Source organism: Clavibacter tessellarius (genome assembly GCF_001618005.1).
Taxonomy (GTDB): domain Bacteria; phylum Actinomycetota; class Actinomycetes; order Actinomycetales; family Microbacteriaceae; genus Clavibacter; species Clavibacter tessellarius_A.
This window is the reverse complement of the sequence record NZ_LQXA01000051.1, coordinates 1-26,201: the sequence shown is the minus strand read 5'-3', so window position 1 is coordinate 26,201 and position 26,201 is coordinate 1. Positions and strand designations below refer to the sequence as shown.

At 68.8% G+C, this 26,201-nt stretch carries 24 protein-coding genes; 12 read left to right on the top strand and 12 right to left on the bottom strand.

Annotated elements, in window-relative coordinates; translation table 11 throughout:
- Positions 1–11: 11 nt before the first annotated feature.
- The 3 genes from AWH51_RS13665 to AWH51_RS13655 are packed head-to-tail and all read right to left on the bottom strand — an operon-like array spanning position 12 to position 2,846.
- Complete coding sequence (locus tag AWH51_RS13665; protein ID WP_063072612.1) at positions 12–1,145, bottom strand: thiolase family protein; 1,134 nt, start codon at positions 1,143–1,145, stop codon at positions 12–14.
- The gene (locus AWH51_RS13660) at positions 1,135–2,250 is read right to left on the bottom strand and encodes a class I adenylate-forming enzyme family protein (protein WP_063072611.1); all 1,116 of its coding nucleotides are present in this window, start codon (positions 2,248–2,250) and stop codon (positions 1,135–1,137) included. Before AWH51_RS13660 ends, AWH51_RS13665 begins: the two co-directional genes overlap by 11 nt.
- Positions 2,250–2,846 carry a GNAT family N-acetyltransferase gene (locus AWH51_RS13655; RefSeq protein ID WP_063072610.1) on the bottom strand — a complete coding sequence of 199 codons (597 nt, stop codon included), beginning with the start codon at positions 2,844–2,846 and terminating at the stop codon, positions 2,250–2,252. The genes AWH51_RS13660 and AWH51_RS13655 overlap by 1 nt, the downstream gene beginning before the upstream one ends.
- A 48-nt stretch (positions 2,847–2,894) precedes the next feature.
- On the opposite strand from AWH51_RS13655, the gene AWH51_RS13650 reads away from it, so the two are divergent.
- Positions 2,895–3,989: a zinc-ribbon domain-containing protein gene (locus tag AWH51_RS13650; RefSeq protein ID WP_063072609.1), complete on the top strand. Its 1,095-nt coding sequence runs from the start codon at positions 2,895–2,897 to the stop codon at positions 3,987–3,989.
- Here AWH51_RS13650 and AWH51_RS13645 read toward each other — a convergent pair.
- Both AWH51_RS13645 and AWH51_RS13640 read right to left on the bottom strand, forming a co-directional pair.
- Positions 3,982–4,632, bottom strand: coding sequence for a GIY-YIG nuclease family protein (locus AWH51_RS13645; protein WP_081235135.1), 651 nt, complete (start codon positions 4,630–4,632; stop codon positions 3,982–3,984). The two genes, AWH51_RS13650 and AWH51_RS13645, sit on opposite strands and share 8 nt — an antisense overlap.
- A 71-nt stretch (positions 4,633–4,703) precedes the next feature.
- Entirely contained in the window at positions 4,704–5,108 is a 405-nt protein-coding gene (locus tag AWH51_RS13640; protein WP_063072645.1) for a hypothetical protein, read from the bottom strand.
- Between the two features lie 232 nt (positions 5,109–5,340).
- On the opposite strand from AWH51_RS13640, the gene AWH51_RS13635 reads away from it, so the two are divergent.
- Complete coding sequence (locus AWH51_RS13635; RefSeq protein ID WP_063072607.1) at positions 5,341–5,763, top strand: hypothetical protein; 423 nt, start codon at positions 5,341–5,343, stop codon at positions 5,761–5,763.
- Positions 5,764–5,788: 25 nt separating this feature from the next.
- Here the strand turns inward: AWH51_RS13635 and AWH51_RS13630 are convergent, their stop codons facing one another.
- Positions 5,789–6,274 carry a hypothetical protein gene (locus AWH51_RS13630; protein ID WP_063072606.1) on the bottom strand — a complete coding sequence of 162 codons (486 nt, stop codon included), beginning with the start codon at positions 6,272–6,274 and terminating at the stop codon, positions 5,789–5,791.
- A gap of 400 nt (positions 6,275–6,674) precedes the next feature.
- On the opposite strand from AWH51_RS13630, the gene AWH51_RS13625 reads away from it, so the two are divergent.
- Positions 6,675–8,141, top strand: a complete 1,467-nt coding sequence (locus AWH51_RS13625) for an APC family permease (protein WP_063072605.1) — start codon at positions 6,675–6,677, stop codon at positions 8,139–8,141.
- Between the two features lie 3 nt (positions 8,142–8,144).
- Positions 8,145–8,600, top strand: a complete 456-nt coding sequence (locus AWH51_RS13620; protein ID WP_063072604.1) for a universal stress protein — start codon at positions 8,145–8,147, stop codon at positions 8,598–8,600.
- A gap of 21 nt (positions 8,601–8,621) precedes the next feature.
- On the opposite strand, the gene AWH51_RS13615 is transcribed toward AWH51_RS13620, so the two are convergent.
- Positions 8,622–8,999: a DUF2510 domain-containing protein gene (locus AWH51_RS13615; RefSeq protein ID WP_081235134.1), complete on the bottom strand. Its 378-nt coding sequence runs from the start codon at positions 8,997–8,999 to the stop codon at positions 8,622–8,624.
- A 231-nt stretch (positions 9,000–9,230) separates the two neighbouring features.
- On the opposite strand from AWH51_RS13615, the gene AWH51_RS13610 reads away from it, so the two are divergent.
- The 5 genes from AWH51_RS13610 to AWH51_RS13590 all read left to right on the top strand — a co-directional run bounded on the left by AWH51_RS13610 (position 9,231) and on the right by AWH51_RS13590 (position 14,111).
- Positions 9,231–10,643, top strand: a complete 1,413-nt coding sequence (locus AWH51_RS13610) for an amino acid permease (protein WP_063072603.1) — start codon at positions 9,231–9,233, stop codon at positions 10,641–10,643.
- Between the two features lie 193 nt (positions 10,644–10,836).
- Positions 10,837–12,024 carry an MFS transporter gene (locus tag AWH51_RS13605; protein WP_063072602.1) on the top strand — a complete coding sequence of 396 codons (1,188 nt, stop codon included), beginning with the start codon at positions 10,837–10,839 and terminating at the stop codon, positions 12,022–12,024.
- Between the two features lie 49 nt (positions 12,025–12,073).
- On the top strand, positions 12,074–12,766 hold the full coding sequence (locus tag AWH51_RS13600) for a histidine phosphatase family protein (protein ID WP_081235133.1): 693 nt from the start codon (positions 12,074–12,076) through the stop codon (positions 12,764–12,766).
- Between the two features lie 23 nt (positions 12,767–12,789).
- On the top strand, positions 12,790–13,344 hold the full coding sequence (locus AWH51_RS13595) for a DUF3090 domain-containing protein (RefSeq protein ID WP_063072601.1): 555 nt from the start codon (positions 12,790–12,792) through the stop codon (positions 13,342–13,344).
- Entirely contained in the window at positions 13,344–14,111 is a 768-nt protein-coding gene (locus tag AWH51_RS13590) for an SCO1664 family protein (protein ID WP_063072600.1), read from the top strand. The genes AWH51_RS13595 and AWH51_RS13590 overlap by 1 nt, the downstream gene beginning before the upstream one ends.
- Before the next feature lie 251 nt (positions 14,112–14,362).
- Here the strand turns inward: AWH51_RS13590 and AWH51_RS16100 are convergent, their stop codons facing one another.
- The 5 genes from AWH51_RS16100 to ychF form a co-directional block, all read right to left on the bottom strand.
- Complete coding sequence (locus tag AWH51_RS16100; RefSeq protein ID WP_131798144.1) at positions 14,363–15,052, bottom strand: hypothetical protein; 690 nt, start codon at positions 15,050–15,052, stop codon at positions 14,363–14,365.
- Positions 15,053–15,179: 127 nt separating this feature from the next.
- Positions 15,180–18,113 (bottom strand): type I restriction endonuclease subunit R, encoded by a 2,934-nt coding sequence (locus AWH51_RS13580; protein WP_063072599.1) that lies wholly within the window; start codon positions 18,111–18,113, stop codon positions 15,180–15,182.
- A gap of 2 nt (positions 18,114–18,115) precedes the next feature.
- Positions 18,116–19,474, bottom strand: coding sequence for a restriction endonuclease subunit S (locus AWH51_RS16095; protein WP_131798143.1), 1,359 nt, complete (start codon positions 19,472–19,474; stop codon positions 18,116–18,118).
- Complete coding sequence (locus AWH51_RS13570; RefSeq protein WP_254654587.1) at positions 19,474–21,411, bottom strand: type I restriction-modification system subunit M; 1,938 nt, start codon at positions 21,409–21,411, stop codon at positions 19,474–19,476. Before AWH51_RS13570 ends, AWH51_RS16095 begins: the two co-directional genes overlap by 1 nt.
- A 342-nt stretch (positions 21,412–21,753) precedes the next feature.
- Complete coding sequence (ychF, locus tag AWH51_RS13565; protein WP_063072596.1) at positions 21,754–22,827, bottom strand: redox-regulated ATPase YchF; 1,074 nt, start codon at positions 22,825–22,827, stop codon at positions 21,754–21,756.
- Between the two features lie 99 nt (positions 22,828–22,926).
- Between ychF and AWH51_RS13560 the strand changes: the two genes are divergently transcribed.
- The 3 genes from AWH51_RS13560 to fbaA all read left to right on the top strand — a co-directional run bounded on the left by AWH51_RS13560 (position 22,927) and on the right by fbaA (position 26,155).
- Positions 22,927–23,556 (top strand): 3'-5' exonuclease, encoded by a 630-nt coding sequence (locus AWH51_RS13560; protein WP_063072595.1) that lies wholly within the window; start codon positions 22,927–22,929, stop codon positions 23,554–23,556.
- 88 nt (positions 23,557–23,644) lie between these two features.
- Positions 23,645–25,024: a DNA recombination protein RmuC gene (locus AWH51_RS13555; protein WP_063072594.1), complete on the top strand. Its 1,380-nt coding sequence runs from the start codon at positions 23,645–23,647 to the stop codon at positions 25,022–25,024.
- Between the two features lie 105 nt (positions 25,025–25,129).
- A complete protein-coding gene (gene fbaA, locus AWH51_RS13550) occupies positions 25,130–26,155 on the top strand; it encodes a class II fructose-bisphosphate aldolase (RefSeq protein WP_063072593.1) in 1,026 nt (341 codons plus the stop codon).
- Positions 26,156–26,201: the final 46 nt, after the last annotated feature.

Below are 26,201 nucleotides of genomic sequence, written 5' to 3'. Positions count from 1 at the left end.
CCCGACCCGGGTCAGCGCACCACCTCGACCACCGCGGCGATGCCCATGCCGCCGCCGACGGACGCCGCCGCGACGCCGATCGTGCCGGCCGGCGCGCCGCCGCGCACGAGACGGCTGAACAGCCGCACGACGCCCACCGCCCCGCTCGCGCCCCACGGGTGGCCGAGCGCGAGCGCGCCGCCGTCGGCGCAGACCCGAGGGTCGTCGTCGGCGAGCCCGAGGCGGTCGAGCACGGCGAGCGACTGGGCGGCGAACGCCTCCACGATCTCGAACGCGGCGACGCCGACGATCCCGATGCCCGCGTCGGCGAGGGCGGCGAGCACGGCGGGAGCGGCGCCGATGCCGGGCAGCGCGGGATCGCATCCGACGACCGCATGGCCCCGGACCACGAGGCCGGGGACGCCGGGCGCCCGGTCCCGCGACACGAGCGCGACGGCCGCGGCCCCGTCGCTCACCCGCGTGGCCGTGCCCGCGGTGACCGTGCCGCCGCCCCGGAGCGGAGGGAGGCGCGGGAGGAGGTCGAGGGCGGCGCCGATCGCGTCGTCGGCCGTGATGCCCGAGGATCCGACCGGGACGAGCTCCTCCGCGAGGCGGCCGGCGTCCCGGGCGGCGACGGCACGCCGGTGGCTGCGCCGCGCGTGCTCCTCCTGGCGGGCACGGGAGATGCCGTCGTGGCGGGCGAGGTCGTCGGCCGCGGGCAGCATGTCCGGATCCGGCCAGCCCGCCGGCGCGAACGGCGCCCGCGCGTAGGGGACGCCGCCCGACGAGCGGACCGGGGCGGTGGATGCGCTCTCGGCACCCCCGGCGATGCGCCCTCCCGCGGCGCCCGCGCGGATGGCCGTGGCCGCGTCGACCACGGCCGCGAGCCCGCTGCCGCACTGGCGGTCGACGGTCCCGCCCGGCACCCCGGCTCCGAGGCCCGCGGCGAGCGCGGCGATCCGCGCCGGGTTGCCGCCCGGGCCCATGCAGTTACCGAGGAGCACGTCGGCCACCGGCAGCGCGGACCCGACGGCCCTCCCCGCGTCGACGACGACGGCGCGGATCACGGCCGCCGCGAGCTCGTCGACGGGCACGGCGGCGAGCGCGCGACCGCGCGTCGCGATGGGCGTTCGCCGGGCGGCGACGATGAGGGGCTCAGCCGGCAAGGCGGTCCGCCTCACCCGACGTCGCGCGCCGGATCGCCTCGGCGCGAGCGGGCTTCCCCGCCGCGGTGCGCGGCACGGGACCCGCGAACCACACGCGCGGCCGGCTCGCGGGTGCGAGCACGGCGGCGGCACCCGACCGCAGCGAGGCCACGTCGAGCCCGGGGCCGGACGCGCGCGGCTCGACGAGCGCGGCCACGAGCGCGCCGATGCCGGGGACGGGAAGGCCGAACACGACCGCGTCCGCCACGCCGGAGAGCGTCCGCAGCGCCGCCTCGACCTCCTCGGGGACGACGGTCGCCGCGGCGGTGAGGATCGCCCCGTCGGCGCGGCCGCGGAGCACGAGCCGTCCGCCGACGAGCTCCGCCAGGTCGCCCACCGTCGCCCAGCCGCCGTCGCGGCGGAGGGCGCCCGGCCGGCCGAGGTAGCCGATCGCGACCGTGGAGGAGCGCACCCAGAGCCGGCCGTTGCGCACGTCGACGTCGACCCCGGGGAAGGGACGCAGCCCGTCGCCCGCGTCGATCGCGACGAACGAGAGCTCCGCGGCGCCGTAGTACGCGACCACGCGGATCCCCCGGGCCTCGGCCTCCGCCCGGAGCGCGGGGTCGAGGGCCGCGCCGCCGACCAGGGCCGTGCGGAGGGGCGTCGTGCCGCCCGCGGCGAGGAGCCGGGCGAGGCCCTGCGGGGTGCCGTGGAAGCAGACGGCGCCGCGCGCGTCGCCGTCGCGCCCCACGAGGACCGGTCGCGGACCGCCGGCCTCCGCGTGCGCGAGCGAGAACAGGGTGAGCGACGACGCCGGCGGGGCGGGGAGCGCGATCCCGTCCGCCGGGCCGGCGTGCAGGAGATCCGAGACCGCGGCGTGGGACGACCGCCACGACGCGTCCGTGCGCACGACGACACGCGGGACACCGGTGCTGCCCGAGGTCAGCGTCGCCCAGGCCGCGTCGGACGGGACGGCCGCCTCGTCGACCAGCGTCCGGACCGCCGTCAGGTGCGCCTCCGGCATCCGCTCGTCGAGCACGAGCGGCACGTCCCCGTCGGACCGGATGCGGCGGATGCCCGCGACCACCCGGTCGTCGGAGCCGAGCAGCGGGACGATGCGCGGCATCAGGCCGTCCGCCGGATCCGGCCCCCGGGAGCGTCGGCCCGGTCCGCGAGGTCGATGCGGAACAGCGCGCACTCCTTGTCGTAGTAGCCGTGCGTGCGGCCGAGGAGGCGCATGCCGATCCGCCGGCACACCGCCTGCGACGGGGCGTTCGCCGGGTTCGTGACCGCGAGCACGCGCGTCAGCCCGCGCTCGGCGGCGTGGGCGAGCACCCGCCTGGCGGCCTCCGTGGCGACGCCGCGACCCCACGCGTCCGGGTGCAGGTGCCAGCCGATCTCCGTCTCGCCGTCCTCCGGCGCATCGCGCGGGGCGGGGTCGTCGGCGGCGAGGGGCGCGGCCGAGGCGGGCAGGTCCTTGAGCAGCAGCGTGCCGAGGAGCGCGCCGCCGTCGCGGTCCTCGATCGCCCAGATGCCGCGCACCGGGTGGTCGAGGGCGGCGTAGCGGGCGGCGCGGGCGACGGCCTGCGCGGGATCCGCCTGCACGGCCCCCGTGCCGATCCACCGCATCACCTCGGGCCGCGCGTGCAGGTCGAGGAGGAAGGGCGCGTCCGCTTCCGTGAAGCGGCGGAGGAGCAGGCGGTCGGTCGCGAGGTCGGGCATCGCCCCAGGGTAGGCGGCGACGTCGGTGGTCGCCCCTAGCGTGACCGCATGCCCGAACCGGTGGATGCGTGGTGGGCGCGGCGCCGCTGGTCGCGCGGCCTCGACGTGCCGTATCCCGTCGGCACCTACCGGGAGGCGTGGGCGTCGTTCCCCGTGCTCATCCGGCAGTACCACCCCGAGTTCAACCGCGGCATCACGCTCACGCAGGTGCCGCCCGCCGCCGATGTGCTCCTCACCTGGCAGTGCGACGTCGGCCACGTCTTCGTCGCGACGCCCGAGGAGCAGCGGATGCGGCCGGGCCGCGAGCGCCGACGGTCGTCGTGGTGCCCGGACTGCGCCGAGGCCGCGGCCCCGCGCACGCCCGTGCTGCCGATGGCCGACCGGGTGCGCTGGCCGGGGGCGTCGCCGCTCGTCGCGGGGCCGGTGGCGGGCGGATCCGAGGTGCCGACCGCGGCGCGCCCGTCCCCCACCGAGGCCCCGCGCCCCCGCCGCGGATCGCGCGACGGGATGCCGTCCTCCGGCGGCACCGCACGCGACCGACGTGGGAAGGACGGCACGCCGAGCAGCGCCGCGCAGGCCGCCGCCGCGGCTCCCGCCCGCACCCGCCGCTCCCCCGGCGTCTGCGCGAAGACGCCCGACCTCCCGGTCGGTGAGCCGTTCGCGAGCGCCTGCGCGCCGCCGCCCGCGTCCGCGGTGGAGGAGCGCCTCCGCCAGGAGCTCGCCGCGCGCCTCGAGCACACGCCGGGCTTCAACGCCGTGCGCCTCGCGCGTCCGTTCTTCGAGCACCTCGAGGCGTGGCCCGACATCCTGCTGCCGGAGCTGCGCGTCGCGATCGAGTACGACTCCACGGGCCGCCACGGCCTCGAGCACGTCGGCCGTCGCGAGGAGGCCGACCGGCGCAAGGACCGCGCGCTGCGCGCCGCCGGGTGGGAGGTGATCCGCATCCGCACCGGCAGGCTGCCGCCGCTCGGTCCCTACGACCTGTGCGTGTCGGGCATCACGCGCGGCACGGTGGATGCGCTGCTCGACCGGCTGCGCGAGATCCGTGGGGCGCTGTTCGTGGACGCGTACCTGCGCGAGGAGCCGCCGTCCGAACCGCCCGCGACCGCGCCCAGAGCCGGCCGGCCCGCGCACGTCAGCTGATCCGCAGCGCCAGCGCCTCGCTGCGCCAGCGCGCGAGCAGCTCCCACGGATCCGGCTGGCCGGCCGCGAGCGCCGCCACGTGCGCGCGCAGCTCGGCGTCGAGCGCGAACCACTCCGTGCGGGCGTACCGCTGCCGCGCGAACCGCTCGTGCCGCGCCCGCTCCACCGCCCGGCCGCCGCGCTCGAACGCGAGCAGCTCGTCGTGCCGGAGCGTGCCGAGCCGCTGCCTGGGGTTCGCGCTCGTGCCGATCTTCATCCGGTCGCCGAAGCGGATGTAGTAGACGACGTCCACCCGGGGTGCCGCCAGCTCCCCGTCCGGGTGCTCGCCGTGCCGCCACTCGCACACCGCGCACAGCCACGCGGAGGGGAAGCGCACGCCGAGGCGCGATCCGCAGGCCGGGCACGGCGACGGCAGCGCGTCCTCGATGCCCCGCTCGCGCTCCGCCCACTCGGCCGCGGCGACGAGGTGCGCCGCGCACAGCGGGACGGGGGCGGTGGGCTCGGCCGGATCACCGCAGGCGTCCGCGCGGCAGGGGGCGGCACCGGAGGCGGGGGCGGCACCGGAGGCCGGGGCGGCACCGGACGATGCGGCGGCACCGCCGTGCACGGCATCGCGGCGCCCCGCGGATCGTCTCGACGTCATGCCCCGACGCTAGGCGCGGGGTCCGACACCGTCCCGGTACGGCTCGCTCCTGGCCGCCCGGCGCCCCGCCGTCACCGCCGCGCCCGCACCACCACCGGCGCCGCGTCGTCGAAGCCGCGGCGCAGCTCCACTGAGGTCCAGGCGACGGGCGCGTCCTGGAAGATCGGCTCCAGCACCTCCCACATGAGGCGGCGGTCGGATCCCATGTAGTGCACGTCGTAGGAGTCGTCGCCGAACGCGTTGCCGTGGATCGCACCCGCCTCGAGCAGCTGCAGGGCGTCGTCGCCCGCGGCCTCGGTCGCCGCCAGCGACGCGAACGCCTCGTACGCGGAGCCGCCCTCGCCCGCGGCGAAGCGCAGCACGACCCAGTCGTCGGGCTCGGGCGGTCGGGTCCACGGACGCGCGGCGGCGACGATCGCGGCTGTCAGCCCCGCGATGATGCCGCTGAGGAGCAGCGCGCGGATCCGCGGCGTCATGCCCGCCACCCGGCGTCCGATCCCGCCGCGTCGACGTGAGCGCTCATGGCATCTCCCCGTCCGTCCAGGCTCCCGCGGCGAGCGCGGGCAGCCTTCCCATCATCCCGGAAAGGTCCGGCGCCTGTGCATGTCGGCCTCTTCGACACCGGGCACGTTCCCGGAGCGTACGTTCCGGAGTACGAGCAGTCGCCCCATCCCGGGGCGCCGTGACACGCTCCACCAGAGGAGCATCATGCCGGAACCCCGCACCCACGAACGTCTGGTCATCTCGATGTCCACGGTCTTCGACCTCATGGACGCCGCCACCCTCGAGGCGTGGGTGGGCCTCACCGGCCTGCAGATCCAGCTGGTGCGCGTGGTCGCGACCGACGTGCGCGTGGACCGCACGTCGCTCGCCCACTGGACGCGCACGTCGCGCGCGGCGCTCGTCCCCAGCCTGAGCGGCCTGCTGCAGCGCCGGATCCTCGCGGAGGAGTCCGACGACGACGGCTCCCGCCTGCTCGTCGCACCCGCGGGCCGACGCCTGCTCGAGGAGGTTCTCGACGCGCGCGTGGCGTGGATCCGCGACACCGCGACCGCCGCACGGCCGCCGATCGGCGACGACGAGATCCGCGACGCGATCGCCCTCATGGAACGGCTCGCGAACCGCGACTGAGCGTCGGCGCCCTAGCCGAGCTGAGTCATCGCTCTGCAGGATCCACCTCGAACCAATGCGCCCGGGAATTCCGCGCGCAGACGAGAGCCGGCACCCGCTCGGTGACGACCTTCTTGATCCGACCGTCCGACATGACCGTCTCCCGCCAGCCAGTCGGTCGGCTCACGTAGCGCATGCGACCACCGCACAAAGGGCAGGGTCCGGGGACCACGCGTTCGATGGTGATGCGCTTCCCCGAGCCGCTCAGCGCGAATCCGAAGCACAGCGGGTGCCGGGTGCCGTGGCGCGCGATCCCGAACAGATGTGTCACCAACGCGATGGCCGCGACGATGGCGAGCAGCCCGAAGGTCCAGCCGACCGGAGGAGCCGATACCGGAGGGCCGTGTCGGTCCGTGACCATCGCGACAACTGGTTCGACGACCTTCGCAAGAGGCAGGAGTCCGACCACGCCCAGGATCAGGCCCGTCCAGCCGAGCACCGCCTGCGTGAATGGGCTGCGCCAGGCGGGCACAGTCTCGTAGGTGCCGCGGGGCGACGGCGGCTCCCCGAGACCCAGGACGATGTCCCTTCCCGCTTGAAAGACCCCGCCGCCGATAGACCCTCCGCCCGTCGTGACACCGTTGACGCCGGTCGGGCCGACCGCAGCGAGGCCGCACCCGGGGCAGAATCGCGCGGTGCGGGAAAGCTCGGTGGTGCATCCAGAGCAGTTCAACCTTCACCGTCCTGAGGAGTTGTCGCGGGTGATCGCATGAAGTGGCGGCATTCAAGCGGGCACGAACTCGCCGCCGACGACGTAGAGGCCTTCGCGTGCCTCGACGTCACGAGCATCAGTTACGACGCAGACCCTCTCACGACGAGAGGGCACGAGGGAACCCCTTCACCCCGGGACACGTCCCCTCTAGGGTGGGGAAATGGCGAACCCCATCGAGGCCGAGGCACCCCCGCGCAGCGAGCTGAAGCGCTCCATCACGGTCAAGCAGCTGTACTTCTACGTGGTCGGCGACGTGCTCGGCTCCGGCATCTACGTGCTCGTGGGCCTCGTGGCCGCGGCCGTGGGCGGCGCGTTCTGGATGGCGTTCCTCGTGGGCGTCTCCATCGCGACCATCACCGGCCTCGCCTACGCGGAGCTCGTGACGAAGTACCCGCAGGCCGCCGGCGCCTCGCTCTACATCAACAAGGCGTTCCGGAGCCCGGTGCTCACCTTCTTCATCACCATCTGCATGCTGAGCGCCAACATGGCCGCGGTCGGCTCCCTCGCCGCCGGCTTCGTGCGCTACCTCAGCGATCTCATCGGGCTGCCGGAGTCGGCGATCTGGGCGACCACCGGGATCGCGGTCGCGTTCGTGGCGGTCATCACGCTCATCAACCTCATCGGCATCAGCGAGTCCGTCATCGCGAACGTGGTGATGACGTTCGTGGAGATCAGCGGGCTCATCGTGGTGGTCGCGATCGGCGTGATCGCGCTCGTCGAGGGCGTGGGCGACCCGTCCGTGCTCCTGCAGTTCCAGGTCGAGGGCGGCGCCGGATCCGCGGTGCTGGCCGTGCTCGCCGGCGTCTCGCTCGCCTTCTTCGCCATGACCGGCTTCGAGAACGCGGCGAACGTGGCCGAGGAGACCATCGATCCGTCGCGCGCGTTTCCCCGCGCCCTCATCGGCGGCATGATGACCGCCGGCGTCGTCTACGTGCTCGTCTCGATGGCCGCCGCCCTCGCCGTCCCGATCGGCGACCTCGCGGGCAACACGCTCCTCGAGGTGATCCGCGCCGACCTCTTCTTCATCCCCGCCGCGGTGATGCTCGTGATCTTCGCCGTCATCGCGATGGTCGCCATCAGCAACACGGCGCTCGTGACCGTGGTGGCCCAGTCGCGGATCCTGTTCGGCATGGCCCGCGAGAACGTCGTGCCCGCGATCTTCGCCAAGGTGCACCCCGCCCGCCGCAGCCCCTACGTGGCGCTCATCTTCGGCGGCGCCGTGGTCGCGTCGCTGCTGATCATCGGCGCGGCCATCCGCTCCAGCCAGGCCGGCATCCCCGAGGACGAGCGGCTCGACATCGTCGACCGCCTGGCGACCATCACCGTCGTGTTCCTCCTCTTCATCTACGCGCTCGTGATCGTCGCGTGCCTGAAGCTCCGCGGCCACGACGAGACGAAGGACACCTACCGCGCGAACACGCCGCTGCTCATCGTCGGGATCGTCGGCAACGTCGCCGTGCTGATCTACACGCTCGTCGACGACCCGGACGCCCTGTGGTGGGTCGGCGGGCTGCTCGCGCTCGGCCTCGTGCTGTACCTGTTCCAGCGGGCGTTCGGCCAGAAGAAGCCGGATCTCGAGGACGCCGCCGGCGTCGCCGCGGCCGGCCCGACCGACCGGGAGGTCTGAGAAGTGCACGTCATCGTCGCCACCGACGGATCCCGCGCCTCGCTCGAGGCCGCCCGCCAGTTCCAGGTGATCGCGGACTCCCGCGAGATCACCGAGGTCACCGTGCTCGCCGTCGTGAGCCCCTACGCCGCGGCACCCTTCGCCAACGAGCTCGGCCCGCGCCGCGCGACCGGCCAGACCGAGCTCAGCTACCGCCGCGACGCCGAGGCCGCCGTCGACACGGTCGCCGCGGTCTTCGACGGCTGGGGCCCCACGATCCACCGCGACGTCCGCAGCGGCTCGCCGGCCACCGAGATCATCCGCGCGGCCGAGGAGCTCTCCGCGGGCCTGATCTCCATGGCCGCCGGCAGCCGCGGCCTCACCGCGACGATCCTGCTGGGCAGCACCGCGTCGCGCGTGCAGCACTCGGCGCCGTGCCCGGTGCTGATCTGCCGGCCGACGGTGCGGGGGGCTGTGTAGCGGCCCAGCCGGGCGATGCGGTCAGTCGATCGCTTCGAACACCATCGTCGCCTGGATCCGGTCGCCACCACCCAGGCCCTTGCTCCCCGAGACCGCCGTCGAGATGGTGTGCAGCCGGTAGCCGCGGGCCGCCTGCGCGTTGATCGCGTTCTCCAGCTCGGTGAGGTTGCCGGACCCCGTGCCCCACACCTTCTCCTTGAGGATGGTCTGGAGGACGACGTACGTCTTGTCCCGCTTGTGCGAGCCGACTGATGCCGTCGCGACGGACGCAGGTACCGCCGCCTCCGCGTATCCCGGCGGAGGCAGCGGCTGCACCGTCTCCGTCCACCGCGTGCCGTCCCACCAGCGCGTGGTGCCCGAGCCGTCGTCGCACCAACCGGCCTGCGTCTCAGCTGCCATCGTCTCGCCTCTCGTCGTGTGCTCCTCCGGCCATCGTGCTCCGTCGGCCGGCGGACGGTGGCCTCCGGTCGTCGGCTGCGCCCGAACACCGCCCGAATGTAAAGCCCTTGTGAACACTTCCCGGCCGGGCCCCTCCCCTGCGTATCGTGCTCAGGACCTCCCGGCCCGACGCGTCGCCGGTGGAGCGGGAGGATCCCCCACCCGAGAACGCCGACACGCACGGAGGCTTTCATGGCACCCGCACCGCAGCTGCACAAGGGACTGACGCAGAGACAGCTCAGCATGATCGCGATCGGCGGGGTGATCGGCGCCGGGCTCTTCGTCGGCTCCGGCGTCGTCATCAACGGCGCCGGCCCCGGGGCGTTCCTCACCTACGCGATCTCGGGCGTCCTCATCATCCTGGTGATGCGGATGCTCGGCGAGATGGCCACCGCGAACCCGAGCACCGGCTCCTTCGCCGACTACGCCCGCCACGCCCTCGGCGGCTGGGCCGGCTTCTCGATGGGCTGGCTGTACTGGTACTTCTGGGTCATCGTCGTCGGCTTCGAGGCGGTCGCCGGCGCGAAGGCCCTCACCTACTGGTTCGACGCGCCGCTCTGGCTGCTGTCCCTCGGGCTCATGGCGCTGATGACCGCCACGAACCTCGTCTCCGTCGGCGCGTTCGGCGCCTTCGAGTACTGGTTCGCGGGGATCAAGGTGGCCGCCATCATCCTGTTCCTCGGCCTCGGCGGGCTCTACGTGCTCGGCATCTGGCCCGGCCGCTCCGCCGACTTCTCGAACCTCACCGCGCACGGCGGCTTCTTCCCGAACGGCGTCGGTGCGATCTTCTCCTCGGTCGTCGTCGTGATCTTCTCCATGGTCGGCGCGGAGATCGCCACCATCGCCGCGGCCGAGTCGAAGGACCCGGCGACCGCGATCCGGAAGTCCACCAACTCGGTGATCCTCCGCATCTCGCTCTTCTTCGTCGGCTCCCTGTTCCTCCTCGCCGTGATCCTCCCGTGGGACTCCACGGAGCTCGGCGCCTCGCCCTTCGTGAGCGCCTTCGACCGCATGGGCATCCCGTTCGCCGGCGACGTGATGAACGCGGTCGTCCTCACGGCCGTGCTCTCCTGCCTGAACTCCGGCCTCTACACGGCGTCGCGCATGCTCTTCGTGCTGGCCGGGCGGCGCGAGGCGCCCGCGCGACTGGTGCAGGTGACGTCCCGGGGCGTGCCGCGCGCGGCGATCCTGCTCTCGTCGGTCGTCGGCTTCCTCTGCGTGATCGCGGCGGCCGTCTCCCCCGACACCGTGTTCCTGTTCCTGCTCAACTCCTCCGGCGCGATCATCCTGTTCGTCTACCTGCTCATCGCGATCTCGCAGATCGTCCTGCGCCGCCGCAACGGCTCGTCAGGGCTGGTCGTGCGGATGTGGCTGTTCCCCGGCCTCTCGATCCTCACGGTCGTCGGGATCGTCGCGGTGCTCGTGCAGATGGCGCTGGATCCCGAGATCCGCCCCCAGCTCGTGCTGAGCCTCGTCGCCTGGGCGGTCGTGCTCGGGCTGTACGCGGTGACGAAGGCGCGGGGCGGGTCGGTGGATCCGGCGGCGGTCGACGCGGACTCCGATCCCGTGATGCGCGCCTCCGTGCGGGAGGACGAGACGGCGTGAGGCGTCGACGCCGGCAGCGCACCGCGCCGCGGGACTCCCTCGCCGTCAGATGAACTCCGCGGGAAGACTGCCCGCCGACGCCCCCGTGCGGGGGCTCCGTCCCTAACATGTCGGGGTGCGCACACGCGGGCGCGTCCAGGTTGGCGCCGGAGGACCGACGACGTCCGATCCGCGCACGACCGACCACCGGCTGGTGCCCCCGCTGCTGGCGTCGGCCGTCGTGGCGAACTCCGCGATGGTGCCGCTCCTGCCGTACCTGCTCGCGACGCGGATGGGGTGGCAGCTGTGGGAGGTCGGCCTGTACTCCTTCGCCGTCACCGCGATCACGATCCTCCTGAACCGCCGCGCCTCCGCGCTCGTCGACCGCGGCACATCCGCGGTGCTCCTGTGCGCCGTCGGCGGGGCAGCCCAGGTCGTCGCGGGCGTCGCGGCCATCGGCGCGTTGCGGGATCCGGTGTTCCTGGTCCTGGTCGTCCCCGCTCTGGCCACGGGCGGGGCCACGGTACCGGTGTTCTACGCCATGGGCCGACGTGCGGCGGTCGCTGCGGGACGCGACCTCACGAGGTCCAACTCCGCCCTCCGGCTCGCCACTTCGGCGGGGTGGGTGCTCGGCCCCGCCGGCTCGTTCGCCCTGGTGGGCTCCGCGAACGCCGAGACGTCGCTCGTCGCGGTCAGCGCGTCCGCCCTGGTCGCGCTCGCGCTGCTGCTGTCGGCCCGGCGTTGCCTGGAAGTCGGCCCCACCGACGGCCCCGGCCCCGCAGCGCGGAAGGAGACCAGTCGGTCGGTCGCACCGGGCCTCCCCGTCCGACGCCGCGTGCGCGCGGCGGTGGCGCTGGTCTTCCTGCTGTCATTCGCGCACATCGCGACGACCACGTCGCTGCCGCTGCTGCTCGAGGCCCACGCCGCCGTGCCCGAGAGCGGGATCGGCAGCGTCATCGCGATCAAGGCGGCCGTCGAGATGGTCGCCATCCTGCTCGCCCCCGAGGTCCTCGCGCGATGCAGCCCGCGCGTCGCCCTGCTCCTCTGCTCGTCGATGGCGGTGATCGCGTACGGCACCTACCTCCTGGCCGACGGATGGGCCCTCGCCGCGCTCGCGAGCGTCCTCGAGGGCGGCTACTACGGCCTCTTCGCCGCCGTGGGGCTCAGCTGGGTGCAGTCCTTCAGCCCGGAGCGCGTCGGCTGGACCACCGGCGCCTACATGACGGGCATCTACGCGGGCGTCCTGCTCGCGTCCCCGGTGAGCGGACTCGTCGCGTCTGCGTGGCTGCCCGGCATCACGGTGCTGTCGATGGTCGCGGCCGGGACCGCCGCGCTGGTCGCCGCCGCGACCACCGGCACGCGGATCGGAGCGCACGACGGACCGAGCCGCCCTCCGGCGTGAGGCCCGCTCCCTGCGCCCCGCGGCCAGCCCGTGTCCCTAGGCTGGCCGCATGGCGACAGTGATCCTCGTGCGGCACGGACGCACCACAGCGAACGCGACCGGGATCCTGGCGGGGCGCACCCCCGGCGTCGACCTCGACGACACCGGACGCGAGCAGGCCGACCGCACCGCCGACCGGCTCGCCGCGCTGCCGCTGGCGGCCGTCGTGTCCAGCCCGCTGCAGCGCTGCTGGGAGACCGCGCAGCGGATCCTCGACCGGCAGACGGGGAAGCCCGCCCAACCCGTCGACCCCGACCTCACCGAGTGCGACTACGGCGACTGGCAGGGCCGCTCCCTCGCCGACCTCGCGAAGGAGGACCTCTGGTCGCGCGTGCAGTCGCACCCGTCGTCGGTCGTCTTCCCGGGCGGCGAGTCGATGGCCGGGATGCAGGCGCGCGCGGTCGCCGCGATCCGCCGCCACGACGCCGCGATCGAGGCCGAGCACGGGCCGGGCGCCGTGTGGGTCGCGGTCAGCCACGGCGACGTGATCAAGTCGATCCTCGCCGACGCGCTCGGCACGCACCTCGACCTCTTCCAGCGCATCGACGTGGGCCCGGCGTCCGTCTCGATCGTGCGCTACGGCGCGAGCCGGCCCACCGTCCACGCCACCAACAGCGACGCGGGCGACCTCTCCTGGCTGGCCGCGGCCGTCGGATCCGGTGACGCTCCCGTGGGCGGCGGCGCCGGGCACGCGACGCCGTGATCCACCGCGCCTAGAGTGGAGGCATGCCCACACGAGCCCTCGAATTCGACTGGCCCGACCGGGCCGTGGTCGGCACCATCGGCCTCCCGGGCGCCCGCACCTTCTACTTCCAGGTGCGCTCCGGCCCCCAGCTGGTGACCATCGCCCTCGAGAAGCAGCAGTCCTCCCTCCTCGCGGAGAAGATCGACGAGATCCTCGACCAGCTCGTCACCGTCGAGGGCAACCCCTTCAGCGTCCCCACGAGCACGCCTCCGGAGCTCGTCGACAACGACCCGCTCGAGGAGGTCGACGAGCGCTGGCGCACCGGCGCCATGGGCCTCGGCTGGGATCCGACGACGGCGCAGATCGTCATGGAGGCATACCCCCTCGCGGAGGACGACGACAGCGACGACTTCGACCTGCCCACCGACGACGACGCGGACGACACCGAGATGCTCGTGGTGCGGATGCCCGTCGGCGCAGCCCGCGCGTTCGCGAAGCGCACCCACGAGATCGTCGGCGCCGGCCGCCCGATCTGCGCGATCTGCGGCTACCCCATCGACCCCGACGGGCACGTCCACACCTTCCCCGACGAGTGATGTCCGAGACGGACCTCGTGACCGCCGAGCTCACCCTCACCGGCCGCATCCGCACCGCGTCGAACGCGACGTTCCTCGGCACCGTCGGCGACGTGGAGGTCGTCTACAAGCCCGTCGACGGCGAGAACCCGCTCTGGGACTTCCCCGACGGCAGGCTGGCCGACCGCGAGGTCGCCGCGTACCGGGTGTCCGAGGCGCTCGGCTGGAACGTCGTCCCGCGCACGTGGATCCGCGACGGCCCCCTCGGCGAGGGCATGGTGCAGCTCTGGCAGGACGAGGATCCCGACCAGGACGCCGTCGACCTGATCCCCGCGGCCGACATCCCGGAGACCGGCTACCGGACGGTGCTCGGCGGCGAGGACGAGGACGGCCGCTCGGTCACCCTGATCCACGAGGACTCCCCCGCCCTCCGCCGCATGGCCGTCTTCGACGTGATCGCCAACAACGCCGACCGCAAGGGCTACCACGTGCTCGCGATGCCCGACGGCCACCGCTTCGGCGTGGACCACGGCCTGACGTTCCACCAGGAGCACAAGCTGCGGACGGTGCTGTGGGGGTGGGTCGGGGAGGCGCTGACCGCGGAGGAGCTCTCCGGGATCGACCGGGTGCTCACGGCACTCGACGGGGATCTGGCGCAGGAGCTGGCGGGGCTGCTGACGGCTAAGGAACTTGAGGCGTTGCACGCTCGTTGCACGCGCCTGCGCTCGGAGGCGCGCTTCCCGCCTCCCGTCGGCCAGTCCTCCGCTGTTCCCTGGCCGTTGTTCTGAGGACTCGGCGTCAGGCGACGCGCAGGGGCACGATCTCGGCGATCCTGTCGTGCAGCGCCCGCCGCTGGAGCCGCAGCTCGTAGTTGCTCTGCAGGTTCATCCAACGCCCGTTCGAGGTGCCGAAGCCCTCAACGAGATCCGCACAATGTTGACCACAACACACCGTGTCGGATCTATGGACGGTTCACCGTCCTGGCTCGCACGCTCTAAATGCGTCGGTACTGCGAACGATCTTGGAACCCGACCGAGCCCTAGGGGTCAACCATCACGCCGACGGTTGTTCGATCTTTCGTGTGCCGCATCCGGGCTGGCACCGGGTCGTCCGCTATGCCAGAGGCAGGAGAGGGAAGGTCTTGCTCTTCAATCTCCACCACATAGCGCTGCCAGCCGGGTCCCGCGCTGTATCGCGCTAGGTAGACCTCAATGGGTCCCAACAGCTGACCGGGTTTGCGTGGGGCTCGGCCTCTGAACCAGACATCGGAAATACCGTCGGGTAGGACAAGGTTTGAGACAGATTCAGGAGATCCATCCTCATACGGGTCGGAAAGGCGACAAAAGTAGTGCTGGATATAGTGCCCTCGTCCGAACAGGAAGAGGTGTCGCTCGTCGGCCCGTTGTGCTTGCAGCTTATTTATGTTCCCAACTGCCCAGTCCGTCGCGAGCAACTCGACGCAGACATCAGCGAGCTCGTTCCGCCGCAGAGGTATTGACCCGCTCTCTGCCTGTGGTCGCCCTTCTCGCTTCGCCTTCGCCCATTTAGCCATCAGGCGGTCGGCCGGGGGTGACGTTATCTCGACGATGCACCGGGTTTGGCCATCGCGACTCACCCAAACGCCGTCGGGCATCTTGTCCGCGCCATTGGCATCGGCGAGCTGAATATCGACACCAAGAACCTGTTCCATGACAAGGAACGCGATCTCCTCCTCGCGGCGGGTTCTCACGCCAGCGCTGTTACTCATACGGGATTCACAACTCGCGCGGGAGTCCAGGACGCACGTGTAGTCGGGGTGCGACCGAGAGTGACATCCCATAATGCGACTTGACGACTCAACCCCTTACGCCCCTTTGTCATGCGCTCTTTCGGTACGTCGCCTTAAACACTGCACCAGCGAGCCACTGCTTGAAGCTGCCGTTGTCCTGGAACTCCTTGAAGAGCTGAGTGTCATCTGAGATGAGGCGCAGCATAACTTGGCTTAGAGCCCGGTCGCTCTCAACGCGAGCATTCACCGGGTCGTCATTAGCCTGCGCGTTTTTGTAGGCCTCGTCCTCGGAGACTAGCCTCGGAATCTCCTCGGTGATGAAGCGCTCAACGCGATCGGCGTCGTTCCACTCGATGTTGCCGAAGTGATCGTTGAAGCTCCTGACGATCACTGAGAGCCTCTCGAGTTCTGGGTCTGTGAGGTGCCCTCCGCTGGCGGCCGGGACCGGGGCGACAGTGCCGTCTTCGTCATCTAGCACGATCTTCATCGCGTTGAGCTTTTCAGCGCGATACGACTCCAGGTCGATGTTCTCAAGGATTCCCGCGGAGAGATCCTCCTCCTTGGGGGCCGGCAGCTTGGGCACCAGGTGGTCAAGGAATATCGATCGTTTCTCCCACTCACTGCTGCCGTAAGGCAGGACGGTGGAGAGGAAATTGTAGGCGCGGAGGAAGGCCTTAGCGTTTCCCTTGAACATCACCTGGTCGTCTTCGTCGGGGAGTTCGATGTACTCAGCGACGCTAATGTCCAGCAGCGGGTCAAGGCGATCGCGCCTCTCCCCCGCCAGATACCGATTGACGAACTCATCGACTCGCTCAGGCGCGTAAATGCCAAACGCGTCGAGATCGTTGACCAGATCGTGCAGTTTGTTGGCGTCCGTCTCTTCAGACAGTACGGTCGTGCGGTAGTAGGGCTCGAAAGCGCGCTGGATCTCATCGGCATCATTGGCAAAGTCCAGGACGAACGTGTCGTGCTTCGCGGGGTGTGCCCGATTAAGCCGCGACAAGGTCTGCACGGCCAACACACCGGAGAGCATCTTGTCGACGTACATCGTGTGCAGTAGCGGCTCGTCGTACCCGGTCTGGAACTTGTTCGCGACAACAAGGATCCGATAGGGATCGGTCTTCACCTGCTCGGCGATCGCGTTGGACGGGAAGCCGTTTAAGCTCGCTTCGGTGACTTTCAGGCCCTTGTATTCATGTTCACCGGAGAAAGCGACGATCGCCCGGTACGGGCTCTTTCGTGCTCCGAGCGCGTCACGGATTGCATGGAAGTACTCGATGCATCGCGCAATCGAGGACGTCACGACCATTGCCCTCGCCTGGCCGCCGATCTTGCGCTTCGCGACCACCTGGGCGAGGAAGTGCTCGACCATGATGTCGGTCTTCTGAGCGATGGCGTGCTCGTTGCCCTCGACATAGGCGCGAAGCTTCTTCGAGGCGCGCTTCGCATCGAACTCGGGATCGTCCTCCACGGTCTTCATCAGCTTGTAGTAGCTGCCGACCGGCGTGTAGTTTGAGAGGACATCCGTAATGAACCCCTCCTGGATCGCCTGCTTCATCGTGTACGAGTGGAATGGGCGGAAGCTCGTGCCTCCTTCGGCATTGGGCACCGGCTCGCCGAACATCTGGAGCGTCTTGTTTTTCGGTGTCGCCGTGAAAGCGAAGTAGCTCGCGTTCGTCAGCAGCTTCTTGCCCTCAATAATCCGGTTGATCCGGTCCTCGACGGTGTCGTCCTCGTTGGTTTCGACACCTGCAAGTGCACGTGAGACGGCCGCTGAGGTCTTCGATCCTTGTGATGAGTGCGCCTCGTCGATGACGATGGCAAATGTGCGGTCACGGTGGTCCGTACCGATGTCATCCAGGATGTACGGGAACTTCTGCACCGTAGTGACGATGATCTTCTTGCCTGCGGTGATCGCGCGGCGTAGATCTCCGGATCGGTCCGCATGCACCACAGTCGACCCCACCTGCAGGAACGATTTGATGGTCTGCGTGAGCTGGCTGTCAAGGATGATGCGGTCGGTGACGACGATGATCGAGTCGAAGGCGATCTTGCCATCATGTGAGGCCTCGGTGAGCTGGTGAGTCAGCCAGGCAATCGAGTTTGACTTGCCGCTGCCAGCCGAGTGTTGAATGAGATAGCGACGACCAGCACCGTTGGCCTCGACATCGGACAGGAGTCGGCGCACGACATCGAGCTGGTGATACCGAGGGAAGATCGCCTTGGAGACCTTCTTGCCAGTCTTCTGGCTCTTTTCAACCACGATCTGCGCATAGTTCTCGATGATCCCGGCGAGGCTCTGCGGCGCGAGCACTCGCCGCCACAGGTAGTCCGTCATGACTCCATCGGGATTCGGCGGGTTACCCGCACCATCGTTGAATCCTTGGTCGAACGGCAAGAACCACGATGAAGCACCCTTGAGCTCGGTGCAGAATCGCGCGCGCTGATCATCCAGGGCGAAGTGTGCAATCGTCCGGCCGAACGCGAACAGCAACTCACGAGGATCCCGGTCGCGCTGGTACTGCTGCACCGCGTCTTGCACCGTTTGATTCGTGATGTTGTTCTTCAACTCAAACGTAAAGATGGGCAGACCGTTGACGAACGCCACAAGGTCGACGGCATCGCCTGGGTTACTGACGCTGTGATGCACCTGCCGCGTGATGACGAACCGGTTCGCGGCGAAATGCCCAGCAGCCTCTGAATTCCCATCCACAGGTGTCGGGTAATAGAGATCAAGATGGTCACCGTGATGGTCGATGCCGTTTCGCAAGACGTGGACGACACCTCGCCGCGTGATCTCACCCTGGAGCCGAGCCAGAAACTTATGGCGCGTGGGAGTCTCGGACATGAGCCCGAGCGAGTCGACGAGATCGGGTTGGGTTGTCTCGATGAACTTAACGAAGTGTTCCAGATCGATCCCGTAGGAAGCGACGTAGTCGCCAGGTGCCCCCGCGGTCCAGCCATCCCCGCTCATCTGGGTGACGATGAGCGTTTCCAAGCTCTCCTCGCTGAGTCGCTGCATACTCACTCCTCGCTTTCGCTCAGTGCTTCCTCAAGACCGTCATCCAGGTTTGTGACTAGTCTGTCGATCGGTTCGGGTGTGTCCGGCAACGTGGCTGCTATTGCTCTGATGTCAACTTGGCCCGTCACGACATCGGCGACCAGGCGTGTCCGAAACTCTTTGAGGAGAACAATCTCCTCCTGAGCGCGCAAGACAGCTTCATTCAAGTTAATCTTCTCGAGCTCGATTTGAGCGACTATCGCTCTCTGGTCACTTATAGCCGGCAACGGAATGAGAAAATCGCGAATCTGCTTTGGGCTCAAGTGCGGCACACTGATTCCAGTGAAGATTGGCTCCAAGTATCTTTCGAACACTACGCTTCGTAGCACCGTCATCAAGTACGCAGCATCCAAAGTTGCCCTGGGCCGCAAGCGTGCCACTCGCTGCACGAGTAGAGAGCCCACTGCGTCGTCGTTGATTTGCGCCACACGCACACCGGCAGATATGACCGGTCGATCCATCCCAAGAATGAGATCACCGAACTCCAAGCGAAAGCTAGAAGCTGATTTAGCCAAATCGGGGTCAACTGAAACCACATCCTCCCAACGCGTTTCACCGATTCCAACATTAACGCCTCGCAAAAGGCGCGTTCGCGATGCATGCAACCCGGACTTGAAATCTTCGCTCCTGAACGGAAAACCGGTAGTGAGATCTATGTGAAAACCTAGACGTTCGCTCCCCGCGTTTAGCGATAGAGCAGCCTCAACGATGGCCCGGCCCTGCTCATTAAGGAGGGCGATAAGGCGGCGCTTGGCGGCGATGGCCTTGTCGACGCGGGCGTTCGCGTGGGTAAGGTATTTTACGATTACTGCCTGCTCCTCAACCGGTGGCACGGGGAAGCGGATCATCTTGAAGTGCTCAGGCCGCAAGCTCCACTGGTCGGAAGTGATGCCGTACGACCAACGCTCGGCTTCTTTCGCGAACTGCGGAGTCCTGACGACGTGGTGAATGTATTCGGTGAGGGCATCTCGTGGAGACATCACGATATAAGCAGGACTAACAATGCCACGATGCCCTGATCCGCCTGCGGCTCCTTGCCATGCACGCATTTTGTTGTAGACAACATCGCCAGGCTCGACCAGCTTATATTTCGACTTGTCAACGTTGGATGAGTCCTTTTTCGACGTAGACGACAGTAAGTCAGCTTGGGGAATGACCCCGCTACCGATAGTTACAGAAAGCATCTGTTCCTCAACGTGTCCAGCGTCTTTACGCTCAGCAAAGACCGTTCGGGCAGGCGACCAGCCCCACGAAATAGGCAACTCGGGAATCCATTCACCTGCGGCTTTATATGAGCCGTATCGTTGTAAATCGTAAAACATCAGACCTTACCAGCGATCTCGGCGATCAGATCCTCTGTCTCGGCCTCGAGGGCACGGATGTCTGCCTGGATCTCAGCGAGAGTTCGCGTCTGGGCGGGCCTATAAAAGTGGCGCGTGAAGGAAATCTCGTAGCCAATCTTCGTCTTTGACTCATCGATCCAGGCATCCGGAGCATAGGGAGTGACTTCGCGACGAAAGAAAGCTTCGATGCCGTCGAAGTAGTCATTTTTCGGTTCAGTCAGTGGCACTTGCTCGGTGTCGCGAAGTTTGGTGTCCGGCTCGTACTCCACCACACGAGTTCGCCCGCTGATGATGGCCTCGTATTGACCGTGAAGCGGGTCGGGCACAGCAGCGTATGGGAGTGCCTTCTTGATGACCGGCGGAGCAGTCTCATCGCGTATGCCTTCTTCCTTGAGTCGCGCAATTTCCTTCGCTGAGTACACGCGGTTTGGATCTACTCCGACCATGCGTAGCGGGCGCTCAACTGTTATTTTCCGATAACCGAAGTCGGCTCCGTCGAACACCTTGGAACGATCGGTGTCGGCATACTGATCGAACGCCTTGAACGCTTCGAGCACTTTGTCGGCGTCGGTAGCACTAACCTCGACACCCTTCTCTCCCAGGTTCTTCCTGAGCGGTGTAGCCCAGCCCGTGGCATCGATCAGTTGAACCTTGCCCTTGCGGCGCTCTTCTTTACGATTAGAAAGCACCCACACGTAAGTCGCAATGCCGGTATTGTAGAACATCTTGAGCGGTAGCGCGACGATGGCCTCGAGCCAATCGTTCTCGATTATCCACCGGCGAACATTACTCTCGCCTTGTCCCGCGTCACCGGTGAACAGCGAAGACCCATTGTGGACTGATGCGATGCGGGAGCCTCGATCGGTTCTCTGCTTCATCTTCGAAATCAGATTTGCGAGAAACATCAGCTGCCCGTCGCTGCTTCTCGTGACCAGAGAGTATTCGCTATCACCATCGTGAGTAACTACGAAGCGCGGATCGATGATCTTTTTCGCGCCGCCGAGCCGATCCTGATCGGTCTTCCAACTTTTGCCGTAGGGCGGGTTCGAGAGCATAAAATCGAACTCTTGACCTGCGAACGCGTCGTTCGAGAGAGTCGAGTATTCCGGGCCACCTACGATGTTGTCCGCAGCCTTGCCGTCTCCCTTCAGGATCAGGTCGGCCTTTGCGATTGCGTAGGTCTCGGCGTTGATCTCCTGTCCATACAAGTGAGTGGACACTTTTCTTCTTGACAACTCGGTCAGATTCTTTAGCGTCTCCTCGGCAACTGTCAGCATGCCGCCGGTGCCCATCGCGCCGTCATAGAGACGGTAAGTGCCGGATGGGATATCATCAGCGATCGGCTCGAACATGAGCCTTGTCATCAGGCGGACGGCGTCACGTGGCGTCCAGTGCTCACCGGCCTCTTCGTTGTTCTCCTCGTTAAAGCGTCGAACGAGTTCCTCGAACACGGTTCCCATACCATGGTTGTCTAGCGCGCTAGGAGACAAGTCGAGGTCTGGCGCCAGGAACTTCTCGATAAGCGCGCCGAGTGCGTCGGCCCTGGTGAGGCGTGGAAGCTGATTGCGGAACTCGAAATTGTCGATTATCTCCTGCACGTTTGACGAAAAGCCGTCAAGGTAGGCCGCGAAATTCTGACGCAGCCTGGTAGCGTTCGACGTATGCCGCAGGTCGCTTAAAGCGAATCCTGACGTGTTGTAGAAGTCCTGCTTGGCCGCGTCTCTAAGCGGAGCATCTTGATCGGCGATGCCGGCTTCATCCAGCATCTTCTTCATCGTCATGACCGCCCCTCGCGTTGGCCCCAAGACGCTATCAAGGCGGCGGAGGACGGTGAATGGGAGTATTACGTCTCGATACTTGCCGCGAACGTAGAGGTCGCGGAGAACGTCATCAGCGATGCTCCAAATGAGGGCCACGATTCGTCCATGATTGATGGCGCTGTTTGACACCGGGTCCTCCGCTGAACTTGTTGTGCCGCCGAACGGCCGAATGATTTTTTCGCTGAGCTAGGTGCGCGCGCCCCGCGCACGTCGGTCCTACAGCTAACATGGTGTCAGCCTCACCGCGATGATGGAAGGCCCCTGACAACGCCAGCGACTACGGATACGCGCTGGTAGGCCGACCGGCTGCGAGGAATCTCACATTGTCCGGGACCAAGGTGCTCTATGAGGACGCGCGGCGGCATGGCCGATTGACGCAAGGGGGCCTTCTCAAGCCACCGGATCAGCCGGCCGGCCGGCCGGCCGGCCGGCCCAGTTTCAGTTGTTGAACCGGAACTCCACCACGTCGCCATCCTGCATGACGTACTCCTTGCCCTCGATGCGGGCCTTGCCCTTGGAGCGCGCCTCGGCGATGGAGCCGGTCTCGACCAGGTCGTCGTAGGAGATGACCTCGGCCTTGATGAAGCCCTTCTCGAAGTCGGTGTGGATCACGCCGGCCGCCTGCGGGGCCTTCCAGCCCTTGCCGATGGTCCAGGCCCGCGTCTCCTTGGGGCCGGCCGTCAGGTAGGTCTGGAGGCCGAGGGTCTCGAAGCCGATGCGGGCGAGCTGGTCGAGGCCCGACTCCTCCTGGCCGGTGCTCGCGAGCATCTCGGCGGCGTCCTCGGGGTCGAGCTCGATGAGCTCCGACTCGATCTTCGCGTCGAGGAACACGGCCTGCGCGGGCGCCACGAGGGCGGCCAGCTCCGCGAGCTTGGCCTTGTCGCCGAGCACCTGCTCGTCGACGTTGAACACGTAGATGAAGGGCTTGGCCGTCAGCAGGCCGAGCTCGCGCACCGGCTCGAGGTCGATCTTCGACGCCGACAGCGGCTTGCCCGAGTCGAGCCACTCGCGCGCGGCCTTCGCGGTCTCGAGCACGACGGGCTCGATGCGCTTCGTCTTCAGCTCCTTCTCGTAGCGCGGCTCGGCGCGCTCGAGGGTCTGCAGGTCGGCGAGGATCAGCTCGGTGTTGATGGTCTCCATGTCGCTCGCGGCGTCGACGCGGCCGTCGACGTGCACGACGTCCTCGTCCTCGAAGCCGCGGACGACCTGCGCGATCGCGTCGGCCTCGCGGATGTTCGCGAGGAACTGGTTGCCGAGCCCCTCGCCCTCGCTCGCGCCGCGGACGATGCCCGCGATGTCGACGAAGGAGACGGGAGCCGGGAGGATCCGCTCGGAGCCGAAGAGGCCGGCGAGCACCTCGAGGCGCGGGTCCGGGAGGTTCACCACGCCCACGTTCGGCTCGATCGTCGCGAACGGGTAGTTCGCGGCGAGCACCTGGTTCTTGGTCAGGGCGTTGAAGAGCGTCGACTTGCCGACGTTGGGGAGACCGACGATCGCGATAGTGAGTGCCACGGGAGTCCATCGTACGGGGCCCTCCGGCTCCTCCCCCGCCCGCGCCGGCCCGGGCTGTCCCGGGATCCGGCGTCGGTCGTGCGTGGAACACTCGAACCCATGCCGTTGGACTTCACCGCGATCGACTTCGAGACCGCCAACAACTCGTCGGCGAGCGCCTGCTCGGTGGGTCTCGTGAAGGTGCGCGACGGCGTCGTCGTCGAGACCGCGTCGTGGCTCATCCGGCCGCCCGCGGGGCACGACTCCTTCTCGGTCTGGAACACGCGGATCCACGGCATCGTGGAGGACGACGTGGCCGGCGCCGACGGCTGGGCCGACCAGCTGCCGCGCCTCATGGCCTTCGCGGGCGACGACCACCTCGTGGCCCACAACGCGCGCTTCGACATGGGCGTGATCCAGGGCGCGTGCAAGGCGACCGCGCTCATCGCGCCGCCGTACTCCTACCTCTGCAGCCTCCAGGTCGCGCGCCGCACCTACACGCTCGACTCGTACCGGCTGCCGGTCGCTGCGCGAGCCGCCGGCTTCGAGGACTTCTCGCACCACGAGGCGCTGGCGGATGCGCGGGCGTGCGCCGCCATCGTCGTGCACGCGGCCGGCCGGCACGGAGCGGCGTCGCTGACGGGGCTCGCCGAGGCGGTGGGCGTGGGGCTCGGCCGCATCGGCGCGCCGCGCACGCAGACCGTCACGCGCGCGTCGGCCGCCGCGACGCCGCCCATCGACTGTGCCTGATCCTCCCCAGGCGCCCCCGGCCGGATCCATCCCTCGGGCGCGCGCCCGGCGTCCCGGCCGTGTCGGGGGCCGCTGGCACACTGCACGCATGGATCCCGTCATCGCCCTCCTCGTCGGCCTCGTCATCGGCCTGGCCGTGGGCGCGGTGGTCGGGCTCGCCGTGTCGCGCGCCCGTTCCGGGGTGGATGCGCCGGGCTCCGCGGGCGAGGCCGCGCGCCTCGCCGCCGCGGAGGCCACGGTCCAGGCGCTGCGCGAGCAGCTGGATCGCACCGAGCGGCTCGCCGAGGAGCAGGTCGCGCAGACCACGGCGCAGTACGCGGAGCGCGCGCAGGCCCAGGACGCGCTGCACCGCGAGCGGCTGGATGCGCAGGAGTCCCACCTCCGTGAGCAGATCGGCCAGCAGGAGGACCGCATCGCGGAACTGCAGACCCGGCTGCGCGAGATCCAACGCGCAGAGGTCGCCCGCACCGAGGAGGACGGCCGCGTGCTCACCGCGCTCAGTCCGGTCGCCGAGAGCCTCAAGCAGGTGCAGGCGAAGGTGCACGAGCTGGAGGAGCAGCGCCGGCAGCAGCACGGCGAGCTGAGCGAGCAGCTGCGGAGCGCCACCGAGGCGGAGGAGCGGCTGCGCGCCACGGCCGAGACGCTCGCGTCGGCGCTCCGCTCCAACAGCACGCGCGGCGTGTGGGGCGAGACGCAGCTACGGAGCGTCGTGGAGGCGGCCGGCCTCATCCACCGGGTCGACTTCGACGTGCAGACGTCCGTCGCCACGGCACAGGGCGTCGGCCGACCCGACATGGTCGTGCACCTACCCGGCGGCAAGCACATCGCGGTGGATGCGAAGGCGCCCTTCACCGCGTACCTCGAGGCGAGCGCCATCCCCGCGTCCGCCACGGGGCCCGAGGGCGCCCGTCGCGACGCGCTCATGAAGCAGCACGTGCAGGCCGTGCGCGACCACATCACGGCGCTCGGCAGCCGCGCGTACTGGGAGGGGCTCGACGCGAGCCCGGAGATGGTCATCGCGTTCATCCCGAGCGAGTCGCTGGTCTCGTCGGCACTGGAGGCGGATCCGAGCATCATGGAGTTCGCGTTCAGCCGCCGGGTCGCGCTCTCGTCGCCCGTCACCCTGTGGTCGGTGCTCAAGACCGTCGCGTTCAGCTGGCAGCAGGAGGTGCTCACGGAGGACGCGAAGCAGCTCTTCGACCTCAGCCGCGAGCTGCACGCGCGTCTCGCCACGAGCGGCGAGCACATCGCCAAGCTCGGCCGCTCCCTCACGGGCGCGGTGGGCGACTACAACCGCGTCGTCGGATCCCTGGAGCGCCAGGTGCTGCCCACCGCCCGCCGCCTCACCCGGCTCGACGAGTCCAAGGTCATCGGCACGCTCGAGCCGCTCGAGGCCACCGCCCGCGAGCTCACGGCCGACGAGTTCACCCGTCCCGCGTCCCCGGTCGCGGACACCCCCGCTGGGTAGAGTGGCGACCACGCGGGGCCCGGCCGCGGGATGCGCTCCCACCGGCCTATGGTTCACCGCGACAGCCGCACGGCGCCGCCGTGGATCCGCCGAAGGAGATGCACCATGCCCGTAGCAACCCCCGAGCAGTACGCCGAGATGCTGGATCGCGCCAAGTCCGGCGCCTTCGCGTACCCGGCCGTCAACGTCTCGTCGTCGCAGACCATCAACGCGGTCCTCCAGGGGCTCACCGAGGCCGGCTCCGACGGCATCATCCAGGTCACCACGGGCGGCGCCGACTACTTCTCCGGCCACACCGTGAAGAACCGCGCGGCCGGCGCGCTTGCGTTCGCGCGCTTCGCCACCGAGGTCGCCAAGAACTACCCCATCACGGTCGCGCTCCACACCGACCACTGCCCGAAGGACGCCCTCGACGGCTTCGTCCTCCCCATGATCGAGGCCAGCGAGGAGGAGGTCCGCGCGGGCCGCAACCCCATCTTCCAGTCGCACATGTGGGACGGATCCGCGATCCCGCTCAATGAGAACCTCGACATCGCGACGGACCTGCTCCCCCGCATGAAGGCCATCAACGCGATCCTGGAGGTCGAGATCGGCGTCGTCGGCGGCGAAGAAGACGGGGTCAGCCACGACACCGGCTCGCACCTCTACACGACCCTCGAGGACGCCATCTCCACGGTCGAGGCCCTCGGCCTCGGCGACAAGGGCCGCTACATGGCCGCGCTCACCTTCGGCAACGTGCACGGCGTGTACAAGCCCGGTGGCGTGCAGCTGCGCCCGTCGCTGCTCAAGGAGATCCAGGACGGCATCCAGTCGAAGTACGGCACGGGCGAGAAGCCGTTCGACCTCGTCTTCCACGGCGGATCCGGCTCCTCCGACGACGAGATCTCGGAGGCCGTCCGCAACGGCGTGGTCAAGATGAACATCGACACCGACACGCAGTACGCGTTCAGCCGCTCCATCGCCGACTCGGTGCTCCGCAAGTACGACGGCTTCCTCAAGGTCGACGGCGAGGTCGGCGACAAGAAGACGTACGACCCCCGCGCCTGGGGCAAGACGGCGGAGTCGGCCATGGCTGCCCGCGTCGTCGAGGCCACGCGCCAGCTCGGCTCGCACGGCAAGTCGCAGAGCTAGCGCGACCCGCGCGACGCCTGCGCGACGCGGCGTGAACGACGGCGGG